The 22,370-nt window shown below is 71.4% G+C and carries 18 protein-coding genes and 1 tRNA gene; 11 read left to right on the forward strand and 8 right to left on the reverse strand.

The features are described 5' to 3' along the window. Positions 1-270: 270 nt before the first annotated feature. Positions 271-813 carry a hypothetical protein gene (locus ACZ6MA_RS23350; protein WP_469435861.1) on the forward strand — a complete coding sequence of 181 codons (543 nt, stop codon included), beginning with the start codon at positions 271-273 and terminating at the stop codon, positions 811-813. On the opposite strand, the gene ACZ6MA_RS23355 is transcribed toward ACZ6MA_RS23350, so the two are convergent. The 3 genes from ACZ6MA_RS23355 to ACZ6MA_RS23365 form a co-directional block, all read right to left on the reverse strand. Beyond that, positions 771-995, reverse strand: a complete 225-nt coding sequence (locus ACZ6MA_RS23355) for a hypothetical protein (protein WP_469435862.1) — start codon at positions 993-995, stop codon at positions 771-773. The genes ACZ6MA_RS23350 and ACZ6MA_RS23355 overlap by 43 nt on opposite strands. A 68-nt stretch (positions 996-1,063) precedes the next feature. Beyond that, entirely contained in the window at positions 1,064-1,453 is a 390-nt protein-coding gene (locus ACZ6MA_RS23360; protein ID WP_469435863.1) for an MmcQ/YjbR family DNA-binding protein, read from the reverse strand. Between the two features lie 62 nt (positions 1,454-1,515). Further along, the gene (locus tag ACZ6MA_RS23365) at positions 1,516-1,974 is read right to left on the reverse strand and encodes a winged helix-turn-helix transcriptional regulator (protein WP_469436038.1); all 459 of its coding nucleotides are present in this window, start codon (positions 1,972-1,974) and stop codon (positions 1,516-1,518) included. 96 nt (positions 1,975-2,070) lie between these two features. Here ACZ6MA_RS23365 and ACZ6MA_RS23370 point away from each other — a divergent pair, with 96 nt between their 5' ends. After that, positions 2,071-3,399 (forward strand): MFS transporter, encoded by a 1,329-nt coding sequence (locus tag ACZ6MA_RS23370; RefSeq protein WP_469435864.1) that lies wholly within the window; start codon positions 2,071-2,073, stop codon positions 3,397-3,399. A 219-nt stretch (positions 3,400-3,618) separates the two neighbouring features. Here the strand turns inward: ACZ6MA_RS23370 and ACZ6MA_RS23375 are convergent. Then, positions 3,619-3,694 (reverse strand) — tRNA-Arg (locus tag ACZ6MA_RS23375). Between the two features lie 363 nt (positions 3,695-4,057). Between ACZ6MA_RS23375 and ACZ6MA_RS23380 the strand changes: the two genes are divergently transcribed. After that, a complete protein-coding gene (locus tag ACZ6MA_RS23380; RefSeq protein ID WP_469435865.1) occupies positions 4,058-7,453 on the forward strand; it encodes an ATP-binding domain-containing protein in 3,396 nt (1,131 codons plus the stop codon). Between the two features lie 98 nt (positions 7,454-7,551). Here the strand turns inward: ACZ6MA_RS23380 and ACZ6MA_RS23385 are convergent, their stop codons facing one another. Further along, positions 7,552-8,826, reverse strand: coding sequence for a M6 family metalloprotease domain-containing protein (locus ACZ6MA_RS23385; RefSeq protein WP_469435866.1), 1,275 nt, complete (start codon positions 8,824-8,826; stop codon positions 7,552-7,554). A gap of 327 nt (positions 8,827-9,153) precedes the next feature. On the opposite strand from ACZ6MA_RS23385, the gene ACZ6MA_RS23390 reads away from it, so the two are divergent. Both ACZ6MA_RS23390 and ACZ6MA_RS23395 read left to right on the forward strand, forming a co-directional pair. Further along, entirely contained in the window at positions 9,154-9,780 is a 627-nt protein-coding gene (locus ACZ6MA_RS23390; RefSeq protein ID WP_469435867.1) for a TetR/AcrR family transcriptional regulator, read from the forward strand. A gap of 207 nt (positions 9,781-9,987) precedes the next feature. Further along, complete coding sequence (locus ACZ6MA_RS23395; RefSeq protein WP_469435868.1) at positions 9,988-11,508, forward strand: MFS transporter; 1,521 nt, start codon at positions 9,988-9,990, stop codon at positions 11,506-11,508. 214 nt (positions 11,509-11,722) lie between these two features. On the opposite strand, the gene ACZ6MA_RS23400 is transcribed toward ACZ6MA_RS23395, so the two are convergent. Then, on the reverse strand, positions 11,723-12,229 hold the full coding sequence (locus ACZ6MA_RS23400) for a MarR family winged helix-turn-helix transcriptional regulator (RefSeq protein ID WP_469435869.1): 507 nt from the start codon (positions 12,227-12,229) through the stop codon (positions 11,723-11,725). A 149-nt stretch (positions 12,230-12,378) separates the two neighbouring features. Here ACZ6MA_RS23400 and ACZ6MA_RS23405 point away from each other — a divergent pair, with 149 nt between their 5' ends. Further along, positions 12,379-13,164, forward strand: a complete 786-nt coding sequence (locus ACZ6MA_RS23405) for a dioxygenase family protein (RefSeq protein ID WP_469436039.1) — start codon at positions 12,379-12,381, stop codon at positions 13,162-13,164. A 239-nt stretch (positions 13,165-13,403) separates the two neighbouring features. On the opposite strand, the gene ACZ6MA_RS23410 is transcribed toward ACZ6MA_RS23405, so the two are convergent. Further along, a complete protein-coding gene (locus ACZ6MA_RS23410) occupies positions 13,404-13,823 on the reverse strand; it encodes a hypothetical protein (protein WP_469435870.1) in 420 nt (139 codons plus the stop codon). Positions 13,824-14,323: 500 nt separating this feature from the next. Here ACZ6MA_RS23410 and ACZ6MA_RS23415 point away from each other — a divergent pair, with 500 nt between their 5' ends. After that, on the forward strand, positions 14,324-15,337 hold the full coding sequence (locus ACZ6MA_RS23415; protein WP_469435871.1) for a sigma-70 family RNA polymerase sigma factor: 1,014 nt from the start codon (positions 14,324-14,326) through the stop codon (positions 15,335-15,337). Positions 15,338-15,542: 205 nt separating this feature from the next. On the opposite strand, the gene ACZ6MA_RS23420 is transcribed toward ACZ6MA_RS23415, so the two are convergent. Beyond that, complete coding sequence (locus ACZ6MA_RS23420; RefSeq protein ID WP_469435872.1) at positions 15,543-16,514, reverse strand: helix-turn-helix transcriptional regulator; 972 nt, start codon at positions 16,512-16,514, stop codon at positions 15,543-15,545. Positions 16,515-16,614: 100 nt separating this feature from the next. On the opposite strand from ACZ6MA_RS23420, the gene ACZ6MA_RS23425 reads away from it, so the two are divergent. From ACZ6MA_RS23425 to ACZ6MA_RS23440, 4 genes are all read left to right on the forward strand, one after another. Then, complete coding sequence (locus ACZ6MA_RS23425) at positions 16,615-18,222, forward strand: MFS transporter (RefSeq protein ID WP_469435873.1); 1,608 nt, start codon at positions 16,615-16,617, stop codon at positions 18,220-18,222. 165 nt (positions 18,223-18,387) lie between these two features. Beyond that, the gene (locus ACZ6MA_RS23430) at positions 18,388-19,149 is read left to right on the forward strand and encodes a DeoR/GlpR family DNA-binding transcription regulator (RefSeq protein ID WP_469435874.1); all 762 of its coding nucleotides are present in this window, start codon (positions 18,388-18,390) and stop codon (positions 19,147-19,149) included. Then, entirely contained in the window at positions 19,146-20,093 is a 948-nt protein-coding gene (gene pfkB, locus ACZ6MA_RS23435) for a 1-phosphofructokinase (protein WP_469435875.1), read from the forward strand. Before ACZ6MA_RS23430 ends, pfkB begins: the two co-directional genes overlap by 4 nt. Positions 20,094-20,326: 233 nt before the next feature. Beyond that, entirely contained in the window at positions 20,327-22,363 is a 2,037-nt protein-coding gene (locus tag ACZ6MA_RS23440) for a PTS fructose transporter subunit IIABC (protein ID WP_469435876.1), read from the forward strand. The last annotated feature ends 7 nt before the right edge of the window (positions 22,364-22,370 follow it).

Raw genomic sequence — 22,370 nt, forward strand, 5'->3', positions numbered from 1 at the left:
CGAGTGCCTCCCGCCCCGCTGCGGTCACTCCCCGAGCCGCGGCTTCGCCCGACCGCCATCCCCGCTTCAACCTGGCGGCTCTCAGCGCCTCGTTGGTCACTGCGAACGGAATCTGAGGTGTCATGAAGTCGACTCCCGGACGTGGCCGCCGAGTGGCCGCGAAGTGGCCGCCCTCAGGCCTAGTTGAGGCTTGTCGCGCAGAACCATCATCCAGGTGTGACCAGGAAACGCGCCCAAAAACCCAGTACCGAGACACGATCCGACGACCCGATGGGACCGACCCTGTCCAGGCTCTCCTCGCGGTGGCTGATCTCGCGGGAGGTGCACCCCTCCGTTGGCCGTGAGGCGTGGATGCGGGACGAGCCCGCAGTGATCCGCACCGGTGTCCACTTCGAGGCCGTGCGATTGCCTGCCGCTCTCGTCCATGACCTCGCGGCGCCTTTGACGGACGAGACTGTCACACGGCAAGCCGTCGAGCAGACCTTTCAGGACGTGGACATCCGCAGCGCGGTCATCGCCGACCCGGCCCGCCGTTGGTATTACGTGCTGGTACCGCCCGGCACCGCCGAGGCATGGGCGGATTCCCGCTTCGAGTGCCTGGGCCGCGATCACTACCTCGGCATTCCCGCCACCCACCGGGCCGATCCGCCCGGTACGCACTGGCTGCTGTCGCCTCCGGAGGGCGAAGAAGACCTGTGTGAGCCGGATGCTGTGCGGAAGCTGACCGCAGCCCGCGCCGAAGGCGAGCACGATGACCCGCCGGTGCACAACTACGCGTGCCGGCCCCCCGGCCCGTGCAGGCGAAGCCCGTGATGCCGGTGGGTACGAGCCGAGTGGTCGATCTCGTCCGCGTGCCGCTCATGGAGGTTGGGGACGGCATCGCTGAATCGGAAGTCGACGATGCGCTCGTCGCGGCGGGCGTCCAAGGCGTAGATCGCGAAGACCACTACGGCGGCCATCAGGACGATCACGGCCAGGCTGATGACGATCGTCATGGTTCTCACATCCCTTGGCAGGGAGGCAGGGACCGGCCTCCGGGCACGTGGGTGCCGGTGATTCCAGGCTACTCCGACCGCTCGGTCCGCTCTCCCTGCCAGTCCAGCAGCAGCCGCGTCGCCCGGGGAAGGGACGCGACGACGAGGTCGTAGGAGTCCTCGATCATTTCCCGCACGAAGGGGTCCGGCAGGGAGCCGCCCTCAAGCGTCACCGTGTTCCAGTGCCGCTTGTTCAGGTGGTAGCCCGGGACGATCTCGGCGTGGGCCTCACGGAGCCGCACCGCGAGTTCGGGGTCGCATTTGAGGCTTACGGTCAGCGGGGAGGCGGTGAGGGTGGTCAGGGCGAAGATTTTGCCGCCGACCTTGAAGGTGCAGACCTCGGAGTGACGCGGGAAGGGGAATTCCTCCGTGGCGCCGTTCAGGTTCAGGCACGTCGCCTTGAGTTCGTCCGGGGTCATGGGGGCAGTATGCCGCCCGGTCGCCCCGGCCCGGTGGGGGAGGGCCGTTGTCGTGCCCGCGCTCAGCCGTCCGGCGTGGCGACCTTGTGGACGATGGTGTCGTCGGGGTCCAGCCGGCGCCCGTCCGCAGACCGTACTTCCAGTGCGCGAAGGTGTTGTCCCTGTCGGCGGTCGACCAACTGCGAGTGCGGTTCGCCGGGGGAAAAGAAGTTCTGCTCGCCCCACTGTCGCAGCGCCACGATGACGGGGAAGAGCGCCTTGCCCTTCGGGGTCAGTACGTATTCGCGGTAGGCGCTGCCGTCCGAGGCGGGGACGGATTCGAGGATGCCGCCCGCGACCAGGGTGCGCAGGCGCGCGGTGAGGATGTTCTTCGCCACGCCCAGGCTGCGCTGGAACTCCCCGAAGCGCCGGCTTCCGTCGAAGGCGTCCCGCACGATCAGCAGGGACCACCAGTCGCCGATCGCGTCCACCGACCGGGCGACGGGGCATTCGCTGTCGTCGAAGCGCGTCCTGGTCACCACGGCGTCCCTCACTCTCACAATGGTTGCAACATGCTACCAAGAAAGCTACCGTCGCTCATGGTTGCAAGTTGCTACCAGATAGGGGGAGGGGTGCCGATGCTCGACGACGGTAAGGCAGTGACACGAGGGGCCGAGGCCCGGAGCGGGGAAGAACCCGGCTACGTCCTCTCCAGGGGTGTCGTCATCCTGTTCGCCGTCGCCTGTGGGGGCGCGGTGGCCAACGTCTACTTCTCCCAGCCGCTCCTGGTGACCATGGGCCACGACCTCGCCATGAGCCCGGCGCTCGTCGGCAGCGTGGTCACCCTCACGCATGTCGGGTACGGACTGGGGCTCTTCTTCCTCGTGCCGCTGGGCGACGTAACCGACCGCAGACGGCTCATCGTGGTCCAGCTGCTGCTGTTGGTCATGGCGCTGGTTGTGGTGGCCGCCGCTCGCACGGCGGCGGTCCTGCTCGCGGGCATGGCCGCGACGGGGCTGCTCGCCGTCGTCACGCAGACACTGGTGGCCTTCGCGGCCTCGCTGGCCCCTCCCGCCGGGCGCGGCCGGGTCGTCGGCCTGGTGACCAGCGGCGTGGTCATCGGCATCCTGCTCGCCCGCACCGCGTCCGGCCTCCTGGCCGATCTCGCGGGCTGGCGCTCCGTCTACCTCGCCTCGGCGTCGCTCACCGCTGTACTCGCCCTGGTCCTGTACCGAGTGCTGCCGCGCCACGGCGCCGCCCCCTCGGCGACCCCGCGCTACGGACAACTCCTGCGCTCCACGGTCACCCTGTTCGCACGGGAGCCACTGCTGCGGCTCCGGGCCGTGTTCGGCCTGCTGGTCTTCGCCGCCTTCAGCACCTTGTGGAGCAGCGTCGCGCTGCCGCTCAGCGAGGCCCCGTACTTCCTGTCCCACGGTGCGATCGGGGCGCTGGGCCTGGTCGGCGCGGCCGGCGCCCTGGCCGCCACCGTGGCGGGCCGCCTGAACGACCGCGGACTCTCCCGGCGGACCACCGGCATCGCCCTGGCACTGCTCACCGTCTCCTGGCTGCCCTTGGCCTTCACACGCGGCTCGCTCTGGGCCCTGGTCGCCGGGGTGATCCTGCTCGACCTCGCCGTGCAGGCGGTTCATGTCACCAACCAGACCCTGATCTACGCGCTGCACCCCGACGCGGGCAGCCGGCTGATCGGCGGATACATGGTCTTCTACTCGATCGGCAGCGCCACCGGCGCCATCGCCGCGACCTCCCTCTACACGGTGGCCGGCTGGGGCGCCGTCTGCGCACTGGGCGCCACGTTCAGCTGCCTCGGGCTCGCGCTGTGGGCGTTCACGCCGGCGTCTTCTTCGGCTGCGGGCCGTCATGGCCGCCTGCGGTGGCGGGGCGCCCTGTGGGCGCGTCCTCGAACGCCGGACGGGCTCGATTCGAGCCCGCTGGGGCCCCAGCGGTAGCCGGGAGAGAATCCGGCAGCGCTCGCGTCCGGGCGCCCACCGTGCGCTGCTCACGCTGCGCCGATCTCGATCATTTGGGAGATATTCGGGAGACGGCGCAGCGAGTCCAGACCGTTTCGAGAGCGGGGGAGACCGCGCGAAGAGCTGGGCCCAACGGGGAAGGCCCAGGGCGGAGACTGCTCCGACCTGGGCCTTCGCGCCCTCGGCGCTGGTAATGCATGGTGCCCCCGGGCAGATTCGAACTGCCGACACCCGCTTTAGGAGAGCGGTGCTCTATCCCCTGAGCTACGGAGGCGGGGATCTGTGGAAATGTGCGGGAAATCGCGGCGGAAGCCGCGATCCCGGACACATCGGTCCACTGATCCGGCGGCGTGCCAGCGGACTGGCGCGCCGCCGTCAGTGTAGCGGGTGGGGGTACGCGGGCGAGGTGGTTACCCCGCCCGGGGTCAGGGGACGCCTGCCCCCTGGGGTGCCGCTGCCGCCCGTGCGAGTTCGGGCCCACGTACGAGCAGGTGCGGGTGTGGCGGAACGAGGGCGACGGCCTCGTCCGAGAACGGGTCCGCTGACTGTTCGTCACCGCCTGGCTTCTGATAGTTGTTTCAGGGGGTACGGGCACATGCCCGTGGCGGTGTTCCCCGGCACCGCAGGGAGGACGCACATGAGCACCACCACTCGGGACGAGATCCTCGCCGGCGAGCAGCGGGCGGTGGACCACGCGTACGACTGCTACACCGCGAAACTGGCCGAACTGAGCGGCGCCTCGGCAGCCACCGCCGCGGCGAGCGGCAAGGACGGTATCGCCAACCGGGCCGAGGCGGAGGCTCGCGCGGAGGCCTATGGAGGACTCGGCGACGAAGCACTGGTCTTCGCTCGTGTCGACGCACGGGAAGACACGGCAGGAGAACCCCGTCCCTGGTACATAGGCCGCCGCGGCGTGCACGACGCCGCGCACGAGCCGGTGGTCCTGCTGTGGACCAGCCCCATGGCGAAGAAGTGGATCGAGGCCCGGCCCGAGGATCCGGGCGAGGTGGTCCTGCGCCGGCAGCTCCGCTGTGTGAGGCGGGTCGTCGAAGGCTATTTCGACGAGATCTCCTTGCCGGCTTCCGTTCCCGAGCCCTTGATCACGCCCGAGCCCGCCGCCGTACCGGAGCCCCGTCAGGCCGCCGACGACAGCGCGGCGGAGGAGACGCAGGCGCCCGCGGTTGTGGAGCCTACGCCGGCCCCCACGCCCGGCGATGTCGTACGGCACCAGCGGCGGAAGGTGCTCCAGCCGGACGACTTCCTGCTGCGCGAGCTCCAGCGGTCGCGCGGCGGCCGGATGCGGGACATCGTCGAGACCATCCGCCGTGACCAGATGGAGCTGGTCACCGGCTCGCCCTCGGACATCCTCGTCGTGCAGGGCGGCCCCGGCACCGGCAAGTCGGCGGTCGGTCTCCACCGGGTGACCTGGCTCGTCAACAACGAGCACTTCAAGGCCCAGGACATCCTCGTCATCGGCCCCCACCAGCGGTTCCTCGACTATGTCGGTCAGGTCCTCCCCACCCTCGGCACCCGGGACGTCAACGCCGTCCAGCTCGACCGCCTGTGGGAGGGCGAGATCCTCGGCACCGACTCCCCGAAGGCGCGCCTCGTGAAGTCGGACGACCGCATGGCGGCCGTGCTGCGGCGCCGCGTCGAGAGCGACTTCCGGCCCGAGACGCTGGACGCCCTCACCGTCGCCCCCTCTTTCGAGGGCGACGAGCCCGCGGTCGTCGTCACGGCCGGCAGCACGACCCTTCGCGTGCCGAAGTCCGAGGTCCTCGCCCTCCTCGACCGGGCCCACGCCGGCGAGGGATCTTTCCGGGAGCGGCGCGACCGTTTCCGTGGTCTCTTCGTCGACCGGCTTCTCCAGGAGCTCGCCGACATCGCACCGCGCCGCGGGCAGGCCGGCACGATCCGCCGCGATCTCGAACGCAACCGCCGGGTCGAGCGCCTTGTCGACCGCGTCTGGCCGTCCCCCGGCCCTCGGGAGGCCCTGCGCAGCCTCTACGACTCGGCCGACCTCCTGCGGGACTGCGCCGACGGCATCCTCGACGAGGACGAGCAGGCGGCCCTGCTGCGGCCCCGCGCCGCCAGCGCCGAAGCCGACCCGTGGACCCTCGACGACCACGTCTGCCTCGAAGAGCTCGGCGTGCTGATCAGCGGTGACACCCCGCCGAGATACGGTCACATCGTCGTCGACGAGGCCCAGGACCTCACGCCCATGCAGGCCCGCTCGCTGCGTCGACGCTGTGCCGTGAGCGGCTCCATGACCGTCCTGGGTGACCTCGCGCAGGCGACAGGTGCCCACATCCCGACGAGCTGGGACCTGCTCGGCGCGCTCCTCTCCGACCACGGCGACTGGAGCGTCACCCAGCTCCACACCAGCTACCGTGTCCCCGCCGAGATCATGGAGTTCGTCGCCCCTCTCGCCCGAGTGATCGCCCCGTCTCTGCCGTACCCACGGGCTGTCCGTGAGGCGGGAACGGAGGCCGTACGGACCGTGGCGACCGAACCGTGGAAGCTGCTCGACGACACCGTCGCCCACGTGGCACGACTCGTGCACACCAGTGACGGGAGCACCCCCCGCTCCGTCGCCGTCATAGTCCCCGACGACTCGGACTGGCTGGATGCCATCAGCCGTCGAATCCACGAGGGCGGCGATATCGCCGAGCAGGACCGCGGGGCCGTGTCCGTATTGGCCGCAGCCCAGGCCAAGGGAATGGAATACGACCACGTCCTGGTCGTCGAGCCCGCCACGATCGCCGACCGCGGTCCCGCCGGGCTGCGCCAGTTGTACGTGGCCCTCACCCGCAGCACCCAGAGCCTGACAGTCCTGCACACCACCTCGTTGCCGGAGGTGCTGACGAATTCCGGGGACGCCCAGGCACCGCCGGTGCCCGATGCCCGGCCGGAGGGCGGCGGGGCGGAAAGGCTTCCCCGGGTCGGCACCGACGTCCGGGTCGAGGTCGTGGACCGGGCTCCGGGCGGCCGCTACAAGGTCAAGCCGTTGTCGCCGGTGATCGACAGGCCGCTCGTCCTCACCGTCCGCCACGGATCGGTGCCCCCACGGCGGGGCGCGAAGCTGGACTGCTGGGTGTTCGTCAACGAAACGACCCAGACGGTGCTCACCGCCGACCAACGCGGCCGGTCGCCCATTTCGGAACGGATGGCCGGGCGCTATCTCGCGGCACTGGACGTTCTCGGGGAATTGACCGAGGGCGACGGCGACGTTCCCGACGCGCGCAGCCGGCTCTCCGAACTGCAGGGCATGGCCACCCGCGCCCTCCGACGGGACCAGGCCGACTGGGTCGATGTGCTTCACCTGCTCGGTGACCCGGACCGAGAACGGCTCGGAGTCCTTCGCGACCTCGCCGCGACCACCAACCGTGCTCTCAAAGAGGGCACTTTCGACGCGGTCCGGCTGGCGAGGGAGCTGGACACTTCCGGATGGGCGAGGCCTCTCGCCGAAGCGCGGCGAGAGCTCCAGGAGCGCTTCCGCACGGAGACGAAGCCGGACTCCAACGGCACGGCCCCCGTCGCCTCGACGCAACCCGACCAGAAGGAAGAAGCGCAGATGACCACCGCGGACACCACCGCAACACCGGCCGCGACCTCGAAGGACGGTTTCCTCCGCGCGCTGGAAGCGGCTGCCGTGGCCGACCGCACGTGCAAGAAGCACGAGGCGGTCCGCCACGCGCTGAAGGCATCACTTCTCTGGGCGGACCTTCAGCCGGCCGACTCAGCGGTCGTCGACGTCAGCTGCGTGACCAAGCACGGTCTCTTCCTCTACGAGGCCTTGGGCGCCGGCTGCTCCACCTATGCGGACCTGCGATCGGGCGCGACCCGCCTGCTCGAGATCAACCACACGCTGCCCGCGCCGGCTGACGGCCTCTACCTCGTTCTCGCCGAGCCGCCGGCCGAGAACTGGTCCGTGGACACGATCCGCGACGTCTTCCGTGTCAACGTCATCTGGCGCAGCCCGACCGGCTGGAATGGCGAGAACTTGGAGACCGCCTTCGACGCCTGGGACTGAGCAACGGCCCATAGCCGTGGCCCGGTTCACTTCCGTGCCTGTCGGGGCAGGCGGAGCAGGCGGTGGCGGGTCCAGGACTGGCATCCCGGCGGTGCGGGTCACGCCCGGCCGGGGCGGGGGGCGGTTGTCACGCGGACCTGCCAGGCGCCCGTCTCGTCCTGGCCCAGGATCTCGATCTTGACGCCCGCCGCCGCGCAGCGCTGGCCCGTCACGTACGTCGCGTCGCTCAGGGCCGCGTTCACGTTGAGGTCGTCGGTGTAGCAGCCGGGGCTGTGCGGGGTGGCGTCCGAGGTGCGGATCGGGCCGAAGCCGGTGCGGACGTCCGAGGCGACGGTGGTCACGAGGACGCCGGGGCGGCAGACCGTGTGGTCCAGGAGGCCCGGGGCGCGGGCTTCGAGGGTGATGGCGCGGGTGGGGGAGAGGGGGATGGCGATCAGCTTGGGGCCGCCGTCGGTCGAGGTGGGGGTGAGGGTCAGGGTGCGGGTGCCGGGGGAGTCGACGCAGTGGACCTGGTCGGGGGCCAGCCAGCCGAGCTTCCACTTGTGCCAGGCCAGGAAGTCGTTGGACGGGCCCCAGTCCTCGTCCATCAGGTCCCAGTGGCCGACGGGCGTCTTCAGGGGGTTGGTGTTGTGGGTGTAGTAGAGGTCGGGGAGACCGAAGCTGTGGGCGTTCTCGTGGTTGAGGACGCGGTAGGGGCTGTTGCCGGTCTGGGTGCTCCAGATGAAGGAGATGTTCTTGAAGGGGGCGCCGTCGTCCGAGCGCAGCCCGGTGGGGGTTCCGGCGAAGGTCACGGACCGTACGTCCTCAATGGCGGGCGGGCCGGCGTTCGCCGTGGCCAGGACGTTGACGAGGTCGAACTGCCGGAAGTCGACGGTGTCGTCCACGGCGGCCAGGATCTCGCGGGAGAGGGCGTGGTAGCCGTCGTCCTGGTCGATGTCGAAGGGGGCGCCGCGCTCCAGCCCGTAGGTGGCGTAGGGGCGTGACATCCGGATCCAGCGCATGACCGGGGTGGAGCGGTAGTCGAGCCGGCCGTAGGAGCTGGCGCGGTAGTAGTCGGTGACGGCCGGGAAGAACTCGGCGTAGCGCTCCTGCGGGGGGACCTCGGCCGGGGCGTCGGGGAAGTCGATGAGGAAGGTGACGGCTCGCACCGTGCCGCTCGACCGGGCGTAGCCGGGCGGGGTGCGGGCGCCCTCGGACACGTCGTCGGTGATCGTGGTGAGCGCGCAGGGGCCGGAGGGGAGCCGGCCCGTCGGGTCCGCCGCGGGGCCGGTGACGGCCCCGGCGGCCACCGGGGGCGCGTCCGCCTGGGAGGGCACGGGTGAGGTGAGGGCCAGCGCGGTGATCACCATCACCACCATGGCCAGGGACTTCATGCCGGTCACCTCCGTGGCGCACGCGACCCGTGGTGCGGGTGCTCTCCGTGTCCACCCTGTGCCGCTCCGTGTTCGCCCGCCCGCTGGGATGCGACAGATGGGGCATCGAGGGTTGCGTCGGGGGTGCCTCGCGGACCCTCGGGCGCCCTTGCCGAAGCCCTGAGCCCCAGAGACGCACGTCACATCCGGTAGCGAAATATCCGGGGAGGTTCTCCCCGTTTAATCAGACGTTCCAGCGAAACGGGGAAAGTTTCCCCGGTTGCGGAGCGCTTACCTCGTCCGTCTACCCGACCCGCTTACCTCTCGGGATCGAAAGGAGTGCCCGTCGTGGCAGCCCCGCAGCCCCGCCTCCGTGCCGACGCCCTGCGCAACCGGGAGCGGATCATCGCTGCCGCCCGCGAAACGCTCGTCGAGCACGGGGCCGATGTCCACCTCGATGAAATCGCTCGACGGGCCGGGGTCGGCAATGCCACGCTGTACCGGCACTTCACGGATCGCTATGAGCTGATCCACCATGTCACCCTCTCGGTGATGGCCCGCATCGCGGAACAGGCCGAGACCGCTCGAGCTGAGGAGCCCGATGCTTTCCTCGCGTTGAGGCGCTTCGTCCACGCCGCGGCCGACGAGCGCATCGGTGCGCTCTGCCCGCTGCTCGCCGACGGCGTCGACCATGAGCACCCGGACCTGGTCGAGGCCCGTGACCGGCTCGAACGCGACACCGAGGCGTTGATGGCCGAGGCGCGGGCCGCCGGGCAGTTGCGCGACGACATCGCGGCCGGCGATCTGATGGTGGCCCTCACCCAACTCACCAGGCCGTTGCCCGGCAGCGGGTGTATGGACTTCGACCAGTTCGTGCACCGGCACCTCCAACTGTTCCTGGACGGGCTGATGGCACCGGCGCGTTCCCGGCTTCCCGGCTGCGCCGCGACGCTGGAGGACCTGCGTCAAAAGTGAGGTTTCGCGCCATCAGTAGTGCCGCCCGGCACGGGAGTTGTGCCGGGCATCCCGTGCCCGTCGTTTCCGTGTCCGTTCCTTCCGCGCCCGTTGTTCCCGCGCCCGTTGATCCCGTGTCCGCCGCGCCGTTTCGATTCCCGACCGCCTTTGACTTCGCTTCACCCCCCTCTTCGTACCGCCCTTCGCACCGTTTAGGCAGGCCGTTCCATGCACGACTCCGCCACCACTCCTGACCCCAGGCGCTGGAAAGCGCTCATATTCATCGCCCTGGCCCAGCTGATGGTCGTCCTCGACGCGACCATCGTGAACATCGCGTTGCCCTCCGCCCAGACCGACCTCGGCATCTCCGACGGCAACCGGCAGTGGGTCATCACGGCCTATGCCCTCGCCTTCGGCGGACTGCTGCTCTTCGGCGGCCGTGTCTCCGACCTGTGGGGCCGCAAGCGCGCCTTCATCGTCGGTCTGATCGGCTTCGCGGCCGCCTCCGCCCTCGGCGGCGCCGCGGTCAACACCGGGATGCTGCTGGGCGCCCGCGCCCTGCAGGGTGTCTTCGGCGCACTGCTCGCCCCCGCCGCACTGTCGCTGCTCGCCGTGCTGTTCACCGAGGCGAAGGAGCGCGCCAAGGCGTTCGGCATCTTCGGTGCCATCGCCGGTGCCGGTGGTGGTGTGGGCCTCATCCTCGGCGGTCTGTTCACCGAGTACCTGAACTGGCGCTGGACGTTCTTCGTGAACATCCCCTTCGCCGTCGTCGCCGCGATCGGCGCGTTCGCCGTGATCCACGAGCCCGCCGGCAGCCGCAACCCCTCGAAGCTCGACATCCCCGGCGTCATCCTGGCCACCCTCGGCCTGGTCTCGCTCGTCTACGGCTTCACCCGCGCCGAGTCCGACGGCTGGGCGTCCGGCGTGACCATCGGCCTGTTCGTCGCCTCGGCGGTGCTGCTGACCGCCTTCATCGTCGTGGAGAAGAAGGTCAAGGCCCCGCTGCTGCCGCTGCGCGTGCTCACCGACCGCAACCGGGGCGGCGTCTACGTCTCCCTCGGTCTCGCCGCCATCGCGATGTTCGGCCTGTTCCTGTTCCTGACCTTCTACCTGCAGGTCGTCCGCGGTTACTCGCCGGTCAAGACCGGCCTCGCGTTCCTGCCGATGATCGTCACGATGATCGCCGGTTCCACGCAGATCGGTGCCCGGCTGATGACCCGGGTGCCGGCGCGCTGGCTGATGGGCCCGGGCTTCCTGCTCGCGGCCCTCGGCATGGTGCTGCTCACCCAGATCAGCCTGGACAGCTCGTACACCTTCGTGGTCCTGCCGGGTCTGCTCCTGATGGGCCTCGGCATGGGCACGGCCTTCATGCCGGCCATGAGCCTGTCCACGCACGGTGTGCAGGCGCGTGACGCCGGTGTCGCCTCGGCGATGGTCAACACCTCGCAGCAGGTCGGCGGCGCCATCGGCACCGCGCTGCTCAACACCATCGCCGCCAGCGCCACCACCGCGTACGTCACCTCGCACCAGGCGGGCGCGAGCAACCCCAAGCTGCTCCAGCTCAACTCCATGGTGCACGGTTACGCCACCGCCATCTGGTGGGCGGTGGGCATCCTCGCGGTGTCCGCGCTCATCGCGGTCGTCTTCGTCAACGCCGGTCACCAGGGCGGCCCGTCGGCCTCCGACGAGGGTGCCGTCAAGGGCGCGGACGAAGGCATCGAGGCCGCCATCCCGGTCATGGCGCACTGAGCGGCAGAACGAGTCACCCCAGGTGCGCCGCGTGGCCGGCTGAGTCCCGCGCGCACCGCCTGAGGGGGCCGGCCCCCGCGCGCACCGCGCGGCCGGTCGAGCCCCGCGCACCTCGTGTGGCCGGCCTCCGGGCACACAGGCAAGGCCCCTCGCCGGGACGGCGGGGGGCCTTCGCGCTGCCCGGCGCTGCCCCGGCCGGGCGGGGCCGGGTGCGTCAGCGGGTCCACGGAAGGTCGCCGCCCTCGGGCTGGAGACCTGCCTGAATGGTCCGGCAGATGTCGCCCAGCCCGGCCACCTGCTCCGGGGTGAGACGGTCGAAGATGGCCGCGCGGACGGCGGCGACATGGCCCGGAGCCGACCTCTTCAGCATCTCGTACCCCTCGTCCGTCAGAACGGCCAGCTGACCGCGCTTGTCGGAGGGGCAGTCCTCGCGGCGGACCCAGCCGTTCTTCTCCAGCCGGGCGATCGCGTGCGAGAGCCGGGACCGGGTGATCTTGGCGTCCTGGGCGAGTTCGGTCATCCGGAGCCGGTGGCGGGGCGCCTGGGAGAGGTGGACCAGCAGGCCGTAGTAGACGTGTGGCATGCCGGCGTCACGCTGCAGCTGACGGTCGAGATGGTCCTCGAGGAGGGTGGTGGCATGCAGGTACGCCCGCCAGACGGCCTGCTCCTCGTCGCTGAGCCAGCGGGGCTCCGACGGGTCCCCTGCGGATTGGTCGGTCATGCCATCCACTGTTTCATTCGCGCTTCCTCCGGAGTTCAATGCTTGATGGTTAAACAAGATGGGGTTACGGTGGGCAAGTAGAACTTGATATTTCAAGTATGCCCATTGGAGGGACCATGCCGGCCACCGCGACCCCCGTCAGCGGGCACATGCCCGCCGCCAGCGGGCGCATGCCCGCTCTCTACCTCTCCCACGGCGCGCCGCCGCTCGCCGACGACGACCTGTGGCCCGGCCAGCTCGCCGCCTGGTCCGCCCAGCTGCCCCGGCCCACCGCCATCCTGATGATCTCCGCCCACTGGGAGGAGGCCCCGCTCGCGCTGGGGGCGACCGAGACGGTGCCGCTGGTGTACGACTTCTGGGGATTCCCCGAGCGCTACCACCACGTGCGGTACGCCGCCCCCGGCGCTCCGGAGCTGGCCGAGCGGGTGCGCAAGACGCTGCGCGGCGCCGGGACGCCCGTGGAGGACCTCCCGGACCGGGGCCTGGATCACGGTGCGTATGTGCCGCTGGTGGAGATGTATCCGGCTGCCGACGTCCCCGTGCTCCAGATGTCCCTGCCCACGCTCGACCCGCGGCGGCTGCTGGAGACCGGACGCAAGCTGGCGCCGCTGCGGGACGAGGGGGTGCTGATCGTCGGCAGCGGCTTCTTCACCCACAACCTGGCGGCGCTGCGGCATGCGGCATCCGGGCCGCCGCCAGCCTGGTCGGCGGAGTTCGACGCGTGGGGGCGCGAGGCTCTGGAGGCCCGGGACGTGGACGCGCTGCTGGACTTCGCGGTCAAGGCCCCGGCCGGGCGCCTGGCGCACCCGCGGACCGAGCACTTCGCCCCGCTCTTCGTCACGCTGGGCGCCGCCGAGGACGAACTCGACCGGCAGCGGAGTGTCATCGACGGGTTTTGGATGGGGCTCGCGAAGCGGTCTCTGCAGTTCGGGTAGGGGGGCATGCGTCGTCGCCTCGCGCGGGCCGTCTTCGACCGCCTTTGCCTGGCCGGCGGATATTTCGGCTGCGGGCCGTCTTCGCCGCCTGCGGCGGCAGGCGCCCTGCGGGCGCGTCCTCAATCTCCCCCAGCTACCGCTGGGAGGTACCCCCAGGGGCTTGATTTGGCTGAGCCCCGTCGGCATTCAGCGCCGGACCCTGCCGTTGGCTGAGCCCGCGCTCATCGCCGCCGCACGTCTCAGTGTTCGTGCATATAGAAGACGTAGTACGACACCACGGCCATCGCCCCGCCCAGGAAGAGGCCGAACAGCGAGGCGCGCAGGATCGAGACCTGGGTGAGGCTGTAGAGGAAGCCGAGGCTGATGCCGAACAGGGCACCGAACGTCGCGGCCCTGACCTCGGCGACCATTCTGGTCCGCTCCTTGATCAGCACGTAGCCGACGCCCATGGCGACCAGTCCCGCGACGAGCCCGGTCATCCAGGCCTTCAGCGTGGAGGCGCCGTTGTCGTCGGCGAGGAAGACGGTGTACAGGCCGAGGACCACACCGCCCGTGACGGGTACCGCCCAGGCGGACCGGGACGTCTGGTGCGAAATCCGGGTGACCGGGCCCGGGCCCTCGTGACGGTGGTGGCCGGGTAGAGCCGGGTGCGTCGGCATGGCGGGCTCCTCTCTCTCGCCCCACCCCTTTCCCCCCAGGGCACACCCGTGTCCGGGCGGCGGCAACTCGATCACGGGCTGGCCGTCCGGTGGGGGTGCGGTGGCCAGGGAACCGGCCTTCCGGGACGGCCGGGCAACCGGAAGGCGGTACGGGCCGTCTTGTGGGGTAGGAGAGCAGCCAGTGACGGTGCTCTTCCGGTGTGAACGGAGTGGCGTCGAAGGTGACGGCCGTCTCCCGGACGTCGGGGCGGAAGGGTCCGCAGGGGCGCTCGGGACGGCTTCGGCACCCGGCCTGACCTGCGCTTCCGTCGGCCCCGGCCGTCCGTGTCGGCCCTCTGCGGCCGGACAGGGTACTGCATGATCAGAAAAATGAAGAAGACTCGCGGGAATTCTGTCCGGATTCCAGTCGTTCTTTCCTTCGGATGGGGCACCCGACAGGAGGCTGTATCTCCAGCTGGAGCCCTACCGTCCCGCGACCGACTCATCGCAAGGGAGCACGCATGGCAACCCGTGCCGTCGCCCGCCGTCAGACCGCCGACAAGGGGCCTGACCGGGCAAGCAGTGTTCGCGCCGTAGGCGGGGAGATCGCCGACCGCGACCTGGTCGGCATGTACCTCGACGAGATCGCGCGTACACCCCTGCTCGACGCCGCCAGGGAAGTGGAGCTGTCCCAGACCATCGAGGCGGGCGTCTACGCCCAGCAGCTCCTCGACGGTCTCGTGGAGAGCCCCGACGGTGATTCCGCGGCCGCGTCCGCGTCCCGCGAGGAACTCGAGGCGATAGCCGCCGAGGGTGCCCGCGCCAAGGACGTCTTCATCAAGTCGAACCTGCGCCTCGTCGTGGCCGTCGCCCGTCGCTACCCGCGCAGCGGGCTGCCGCTCCTCGATCTGATCCAGGAGGGCAACGCCGGCCTGGTGCGCGCGGTCGAGAAGTTCGACTACGCCAAGGGGTTCAAGTTCTCCACGTATGCCACGTGGTGGATCCGGCAGGCCATCACCCGGTCCATCGCCGACCAGTCCCGCACCATCCGGCTGCCCGTGCACCTGGTCGAGGAGCTGGGCCGCATCCGCCGGGTGCAGCGCGAGTTCAACCGGGAGAACGGCCGGGATCCCGAGCACGCGGAGATCGCCGCCGAGCTGGGCTCCACGCCCGAGCGCGTCGGTGACGTGCTGGACTGGGCCCGCGACCCCGTCAGCCTCAACATGCACGTGGACGACGAGGGCGAGACCCAGTTCGGCGATCTGCTGGAGGACACCTCCGCGGTGTCCCCGGAGCAGTCCGTGCTCACGCTGCTGCGCAGTGAGGAGCTGGAGGACCTCATCAGCCGTCTCGACCACCGCACCGCGTCGATCATCAAGGCGCGCTACGGCATCGAGGACGGCCGGGAGCGCACGCTGACCGAGGTCGGCAAGCAGCACGGGCTCACCCGGGAGCGGATCCGGCAGATCGAGAAGCACGCGCTGCTGGAGCTGAAGAAGATGGCTCACGACACCGGTTTCGACGCGGCGGCCTAAAAAGGGCATACTCTAGACATAACCCCATAGACCGGGCCCCGGCGCTACCCCCCCTGCGTCGGGGCCCTTCCCTTTTCCGGGGCCGCCCCGCCGCGCACACCGCGCCCGTACGGCGGTGTGCCCGGCGGTGTCCGTCGCCTTACGGTCTGCGGGCATGACGTCGGGTTCGCGCAGCCGGGCGGGGTGCCCCGCCCGCCCGGACGGGTCATGCCTCCGGCGCGCCCGCCGCGCGGGTGATGCGGGCGCCCAGCTCCCGCAGGTGGTCCACCAGCTCCGGCGGCTCGTGCGCCTCGAATTCGCAGTCGATCAGGGCGAGCCGGAAGGCCACCCACTCCAGCGAGTCCGCGACCGTGACGTCCAGCCGGCAGGTGTTCTCGTCGACTGGGACCGGGGTGCCGAGGGAGGACTGCGTCCGGGCGGCGACGAACGCGGCGGGCGCGTGCAGCGTCGCCACCACCCGGTAGGTCGGCTGGAGGCGGGACAGGGACCGGCTCATGAACTCCGCGGCGTTCGCCGCCGGCAGCTCGCGCGGGGTGAACCGGGCACCGGTGGCGAACGGTTCGCTGACCCGGTCGACGCGGAAGGTCCGCCAGTCGTCGCGGTCCACGTCGTACGCGACGAGATACCAGCGGCGCCCGGTGCTGACCAGCTGGTGCGGCTCCACCAGCCGCCGGGTCTTTGTCCCGTCGCCCTTGCGGTAGGCGAAGCGCAGCCGCTCGTGCCCGGTCGCGGCCGAGGCCATCACGGTCAGCGTGCGCGGGTCCACGCTCGCGCCGTCGCCGCCCACGAGCGGCACCGTCGCGGCCTGGAGGGCGGAGACGCGGTGGCGCAGCCGGGACGGCAGAACCTGCTCCAGCTTGGCGAGGGCCCGTACGGACGCCTCCTCGATGCCGTCCACGGCGTGCCCGGCGCCCGCCCGCAGTCCCACGGCGATGGCGACGGCTTCCTCGTCGTCCAGGACGAGGGGCGGCATCGCGGCGCCCGCGGCCAGCCGGTACCCGCCCTCCGCGCCCATCGTCGCCTGTACGGGATAGCCGAGGTCCCGCAGCCGCTCGATGTCCCGGCGGATGGTCCGCGAGCTGACCCCGAGCCGTTCGGCGAGTTCGCTGCCCGGCCATTCCCGGGGCGTCTGGAGCAGCGAGAGGAGATTCAGCAACCGTGCCGGTGTGTCGCTCATGACACCAGCTTGGCAGCCATATGGGACACAAGGTGTCCTACATGGCCCTTAGCGTCGTCGACGTCCCCGGAAGTGAAATGCCAGGAAAGGCCGTACAGCAATGACCACCGATTCGCCGCCCGCCGACCGCCGCCGCTGGCTGGCGCTCGCGGTGGTGATGACCGCGTCCTTCATGGACCTGGTCGACGTCACCATCGTCAACATCGCGATGCCCAGCATCCAGCGCGACATCGACGCCTCCTTCAGCGCCCTGCAGTGGCTCAGCGAGGGATACGCGCTCGCGTTCGCTATCGGCCTGATCACGGGCGGCCGGCTCGGTGACATCTACGGCCGCAAGAAGGTCTTCCTGCTGGGCATGGGCGGGTTCACCCTCGCCTCGATGCTCTGCGGTGTCGCGGCCGACCCGCAGATGCTCGTCGCCTCGCGGGTGCTGCAGGGCGCGATGGGCGCGCTGATGGTGCCTCAGGTGCTGTCGATCGTGCACGTGACCTTTCCCGCCCACGAGCGCGGCAAGGTCTTCGGGATGTTCGGCGCGATCATGGGCCTCGGCGCGGTCTCCGGCCCGCTGCTGGGCGCGCTGCTGACGCAGTGGAACCTCTTCGGCCTTGAGTGGCGGCCGATCTTCCTGATCAACGTGCCCGTCGGCATCGCCGGACTGCTCCTGGGCCGGCACTTCATCACCGAGTCCAAGGCCCCCAGGGCGCTGCGTCTGGACCTCGTCGGCGTGGCCCTGGCCAGCGCCGCGCTGCTGATGCTGCTCTACCCGCTCACCCAGGGCCGGGAGCACGACTGGCCGCTGTGGGGCTTCGTCTCCATGGCCGGTGCGGTGCCGATGCTCGCGGCGTTCATCGGCTACGAGCGGTACAAGACGCGCAAGGACGGCTCGCCGCTCGTCGAGCTGTCGCTGTTCAAGGTCAAGAGCTTCGCGGCGGGCATCGGCGTGCAGCTGACCTTCGGTGTCGCGTCCGGCATATTCTTCCTGGTGTGGACGCTGTACATGCAGCTCGGGCTGGGCTGGTCGGCGCTGCGGTCGGGTCTGACGGGCATTCCGTTCTCGCTGGCCATCTCGGTGGCGGCGGGGCTGTCCGTGCAGAAGCTGGTGCCGAGGTTCGGGCGCAAGGTGCTGCAGGCGGGCGCGCTGGTGATGGCGGCGGGCGTGCTGACCTACATCTGGGAGGCCGACCGGTACGGCGGGGACATCCGGTCCTGGCAGATGGCGCTGCCGCTGGCCGTGATGGGTCTGGGCATGGGCCTGATCGTCGCCCCGATCACCGACGCCGTGCTGTCCGAGGTGCCCCGCGCGCACGCGGGCTCGGCCTCCGGTCTGATCAACACGACGCAGCAGCTCGGCAACGCCATCGGACTGGGCCTGGTCTCCGTGGCCTTCTTCGGTGTCGTGGACGACGCCGACCCGCGCCGTGAGGCGCCGTCGGACATCTTCGGGGGAGCGTTCACGCACGCCATGTGGTGGGTCGCGGGCGGACTGCTGGCGGTCTTCGCGCTGATGTTCCTGCTGCCGAAGCGGTCGAAGCACCACGAGGCGGCCGAGGGTGACGCGGCCGAGAACGTCGCGGCCATAGGTGACGCGGACGAGGCGGACGCCCCGGTCACCGCCGGTGCGGACGTGGCCGTCCCGGGTGCTTCCGCCCCGGGTGACGGTGACGGCGTGCGCGCCGACGCGGGCGAGAAGGAACTGCTGAAGCGGTAGCGCTCGCGCACGCTCCGGGACACCGGGGGAGGACAGGGCCCGGTCGGTGATCCGACCGGGCCCGTTTCTGTGGATCCGATGCCCGAGTCTGTTTACATTCCCTCATCGTGGTCGTAATCTCGCGGTGAAACCACAGGGTCGGGCACGGAACGGACGTAAATCCACATGTACGCACCGGAGCGTCAGCAGGAGATCCTCCGCCTCGCGCGCGAGAGCGGCCGGGTGGACGTGCTGTCCCTGGCCGAGGAGTTCCAGGTCACCTCCGAGACCGTCCGGCGCGACCTCAAGGCCCTGGACCGGGCAGGGCTGCTGCGCCGGGTGCACGGCGGTGCGATCCCCGTCGGACGGCTCGACTTCGAGCCGGACCTCGCCGAGCGCGAGAGCACGGCGGCGGACGAGAAGGACGCCATCGCCCGGGCCGCGCTCGCCGAACTGCCCGCCGGCGGCAGTGTGATCATCGATGCCGGTACGACGGCCGCCCGCCTCGCGGCCCTCCTCCCGCTGGAGTGCGCCCTCACGGTCGTCACCCACGCCCTCCCCGTCGCCGCCCGTCTCGCGGACCACCCCGGCATCTCCCTGCACCTCGTCGGCGGACGGGTGCGGCACCGTACCCGCGCGGCGGTCGACGCGTGGGCGCTGCGCGCGTACGCGGAGATCAACGCCGACGTCGTCTTCCTCGCGACCAACGGCTTCTCCGTCGACGACGGCCTCACCACCCCGGACCTGGCCGAGGCCGCCGTCAAACGGGCCACCGTCGGCGCCGCGCGGCGGGTGGTGCTCCTCGCCGACTCCGGCAAGTTCGGCCGCCGGCACTTCGCCCGCTTCGGGGACCTCTCCGACGTGGACGTGCTGATCACCGACACCGGCCTCGCCCCCGAGGACGCCCACGCCATCGAGCGCGCCGGGACCCGGACGGTACGCGCGTGATCCTCACCGTCACCCCCAACCCGAGCCTGGACCGCACCTACGAGGTCCCCCAACTGGAGCGCGGCGCGGTGCTGCGCGCCGCCACCGACCGGGTCGACCCCGGCGGCAAGGGCGTCAACGTCTCGCGCGCGGTGGCCGCCGCCGGGCACCGCACGGTGGCGGTGCTGCCGCTCGGCGGGCCGGAGGGCGCGCTGCTGGGGCGGCTGCTCGGCGAGCTGGGCATCGAGGTGGCGGGCGTGCCGGTGCGGGGCTCGACCCGGGTCAACGTCGCGGTCGCAGAACCGGACGGCACCCTCACCAAGGTCAACGCCGCCGGGCCCGAACTGGCCCCCGCCGAGGCGGAATCACTGCTGGCGGCCGTCCGGGACCGGTCGGCGGGCGCCGACTGGATCGCCTGCTGCGGCAGCCTCCCGCGCGGCCTCGCGCCCGAGTGGTACGGGCGGCTGGTGGCCCGCACCCACGACGCGGGCGCCCGCGTCGCCCTGGACACCTCCGGCCCGTCCCTGACCGCCGCGCTGCGGATGCGCCCCGACGTCGTCAAGCCCAACGCGGAGGAACTGTCGCTGGCCGTCGGCCGCCCGCTCCGCACGGTCGGGGACGCGGCCGAGGCGGCGGCGGAACTGCGGGCCATGGGCGCGCGGGCCGTACTGGCCAGCCTCGGCGCCGACGGCCAGGTGCTGGTCGACGACTCCGGCAGTTACTTCGGCACCGCGCGCGTCCCGTTCGTCCGCAGCAACGTCGGCGCGGGTGACGCGTCGCTGGCCGGCTTCCTCGCCGCGGGGGGCACGGGCCCCGAAGCCCTCGCCGCCGCCCTCGCCCACGGCGCGGCGGCGGTCCGGCTGCCCGGCAGCGCGATGCCGGCACCGGCGGACCTGGACCCGTCGACGGTGACGGTGACCTCCGAGGTCCCCGCCGGCCGCGCCCTGACGGAGCCCGTGCGATGACCCCCGGCGCGGTCGCCACGGGAGCGGGCGCGCGCCGCCTCGCGGGGCCGTCCCGGCGACGGGCGACCGCGCCCGGGCCGCCGCGCGGCGGTGACCAGGAGGCGGCCCGGCGGCGACGCCGATCAACGCCGGGGAGCGTTCCGGCACCCACGCGCGAGACCTCACCCGCCGTCCCCTGACTTCTCTCCCCCCACATCGCCCGCAGGGCGCTACCGCGAGCAAAGGAGCCCGCGATGAGTGAGCTGATCACCGCGGATCTGGTCGATCTCGACCTGTCCGCCGAGACCAAGGAAGCGGCGTCGAGATCGCTCGCCGCACGCATGCGGGACCTCGGCCGCGTCACCGACCTCGACGGCTTCCTCGCCGACGTCGCCGCACGCGAGGCCCAGATGCCCACCGGTCTCGACGGCGGCATCGGCATACCCCACTGCCGCAGCGCGCACGTCACCGAACCGACCCTCGCCTTCGGCCGCTCCGCCACCGGCATCGACTTCGGCGCCCCGGACGGCCCGGCGGACCTGGTCTTCCTCATCGCCGCCCCGACAGGGGGCGACGCCGACCACCTGTCGATCCTCTCCGCGCTGGCCCGGCACCTGACGGACCCGGAGTTCACCTCCGCGCTGCGCGCGGCGCGGGAGGCGGGCACGGCGGCGGCCCTGATCCGCGGCGACGAACCCGAGCCGCCGACGCACGGGGGCGAAGCGACCGCGAGCGCGGCGGCGGCGAGCGAAGTGCCCCCTTCCGTCGGTGGCGACACGGCCGCGACGGCCGAGGCTCCCCCCTTCCGCATCGTCGCCGTCACCTCCTGCCCCACCGGTATCGCGCACACCTATATGGCCGCCGAGGCCCTGGAGTCGGCCGGGCGGGCCGCAGGGGTGGAAGTGGTGGTCGAGACCCAGGGATCCGCCGGGTTCGTGAAGCTGGACCCGGCGGTCGTCGCGGCGGCGGACGGCGTGATCCTCGCGCACGACGTGGAGGTGCGCGACAAGGAACGCTTCGCGGGCCTGCCCACCGTGGATGTCGCGGTCAAGGCCGGGATCAGCCGGCCCGGCGAGCTGATCGCCGAAGTGCGGCGGAAGGCCGCGCGGGGCGAACGCGCCGCTCCCGCCGTCCCCTTGGGCGCGGGTGGCACGTCAGCCCCCATGGACGCGGGGGCCGGCCCCGGGGACGGCTTCGCGACCCGGCTGCGCACGTGGCTGATGACCGGTGTCAGCCACATGGTCCCGTTCGTCGCGGCGGGCGGGCTGCTGATCGCCCTCGCCTTCGCCATCGGCGGTTACGGGATCGACAAGGCGCCGTCCGTGGCCGGCCACTTCGCGTGGACCGAGTCCACGAGCTGGGCCGCGCTGCTGTTCCAGACCGGCGGCGTCGCGTTCGCGTTCCTCGTGCCGGTCCTGGCCGGGTTCATCGCCTACGGGATGGCCGACCGCCCCGGCCTCGTCCCCGGTTTCGTCGGCGGGTCCATCGCGCTGACGGTCAACGCGGGCTTCCTCGGCGGTCTGATCGCCGGTCTCCTCGCGGGCGCGGTCGTGATGGCCGTGCGCCGGCTGAACGTACCGGCCGTGCTGCGCGGCATTATGCCGGTCGTGGTGATTCCGCTGCTGTCCTCGGCGGTCGTCGGATTTCTGATGTTCCTGGTGGTCGGCAAGCCCGTCGCCGCGCTGCAGAAGGCACTGACCGACTGGCTGGGCGGGCTGTCCGGAACCAACGCCGTCATCCTGGGCGCCCTCCTCGGCCTGCTCATGGCCGCCGACCTCGGCGGTCCGCTTAACAAGGTCGCCTACGCCTTCGCCGTCGGCGGTCTCGCCGATCCCAACGAGGGCAGCCTGAAGGTGATGGCCGCGGTCATGGCGGCCGGCATGGTCCCGCCGCTGGCGATGGCGCTGGCCACGACCGTGCGCGGACGGCTCTTCACCGCCTCCGAGCGGGAGAACGGCAAGGCCGCCTGGGTGCTCGGGGCGTCCTTCATCACCGAGGGCGCCATCCCGTTCGCCGCGGCGGACCCCCTGCGGGTGATCCCCTCGGCGATGGCGGGCGGCGCCGTCACCGGGGCCCTGTCCATGGCCTTCGGCTGTACGCTGCGCGCCCCGCACGGGGGTGTCTTCGTGGTGCCGCTGATCGGCTCGCCGTTGCGCTACCTGCTCGCCGTCGCGGCGGGCACGGCGGTCAGCGCCGCCGTGGTGCTGCTGCTCAAGGGCCTCCGCGATCCCGCCCGGCCGCGGACCGCCCTCCCGGCCGAGGACGGGGAACGGCTCACGTCGGCTGTCTGAACCCCGG

This window comes from Streptomyces sp. NPDC042259 (assembly GCF_055582085.1).

What these genes read in the sequence shown, in the direction of transcription:
- ACZ6MA_RS23350 (WP_469435861.1), top strand. Translation starts at nt 271, where the DNA reads ATGGGACCGACCCTGTCCAGGCTCTCCTCGCGGTGGCTGATCTCGCGG.
- ACZ6MA_RS23355 (WP_469435862.1), bottom strand. Translation starts at nt 995, where the DNA reads ATGACGATCGTCATCAGCCTGGCCGTGATCGTCCTGATGGCCGCCGTA.
- ACZ6MA_RS23360 (WP_469435863.1), bottom strand. Translation starts at nt 1,453, where the DNA reads ATGACCCCGGACGAACTCAAGGCGACGTGCCTGAACCTGAACGGCGCC.
- ACZ6MA_RS23370 (WP_469435864.1), top strand. Translation starts at nt 2,071, where the DNA reads ATGCTCGACGACGGTAAGGCAGTGACACGAGGGGCCGAGGCCCGGAGC.
- ACZ6MA_RS23380 (WP_469435865.1), top strand. Translation starts at nt 4,058, where the DNA reads ATGAGCACCACCACTCGGGACGAGATCCTCGCCGGCGAGCAGCGGGCG.
- ACZ6MA_RS23385 (WP_469435866.1), bottom strand. Translation starts at nt 8,826, where the DNA reads ATGAAGTCCCTGGCCATGGTGGTGATGGTGATCACCGCGCTGGCCCTC.
- ACZ6MA_RS23395 (WP_469435868.1), top strand. Translation starts at nt 9,988, where the DNA reads ATGCACGACTCCGCCACCACTCCTGACCCCAGGCGCTGGAAAGCGCTC.
- ACZ6MA_RS23400 (WP_469435869.1), bottom strand. Translation starts at nt 12,229, where the DNA reads ATGACCGACCAATCCGCAGGGGACCCGTCGGAGCCCCGCTGGCTCAGC.
- ACZ6MA_RS23405 (WP_469436039.1), top strand. Translation starts at nt 12,379, where the DNA reads ATGCCCGCCGCCAGCGGGCGCATGCCCGCTCTCTACCTCTCCCACGGC.
- ACZ6MA_RS23410 (WP_469435870.1), bottom strand. Translation starts at nt 13,823, where the DNA reads ATGCCGACGCACCCGGCTCTACCCGGCCACCACCGTCACGAGGGCCCG.
- ACZ6MA_RS23415 (WP_469435871.1), top strand. Translation starts at nt 14,324, where the DNA reads ATGGCAACCCGTGCCGTCGCCCGCCGTCAGACCGCCGACAAGGGGCCT.
- ACZ6MA_RS23420 (WP_469435872.1), bottom strand. Translation starts at nt 16,514, where the DNA reads ATGAGCGACACACCGGCACGGTTGCTGAATCTCCTCTCGCTGCTCCAG.
- ACZ6MA_RS23425 (WP_469435873.1), top strand. Translation starts at nt 16,615, where the DNA reads ATGACCACCGATTCGCCGCCCGCCGACCGCCGCCGCTGGCTGGCGCTC.
- ACZ6MA_RS23430 (WP_469435874.1), top strand. Translation starts at nt 18,388, where the DNA reads ATGTACGCACCGGAGCGTCAGCAGGAGATCCTCCGCCTCGCGCGCGAG.
- ACZ6MA_RS23440 (WP_469435876.1), top strand. Translation starts at nt 20,327, where the DNA reads ATGAGTGAGCTGATCACCGCGGATCTGGTCGATCTCGACCTGTCCGCC.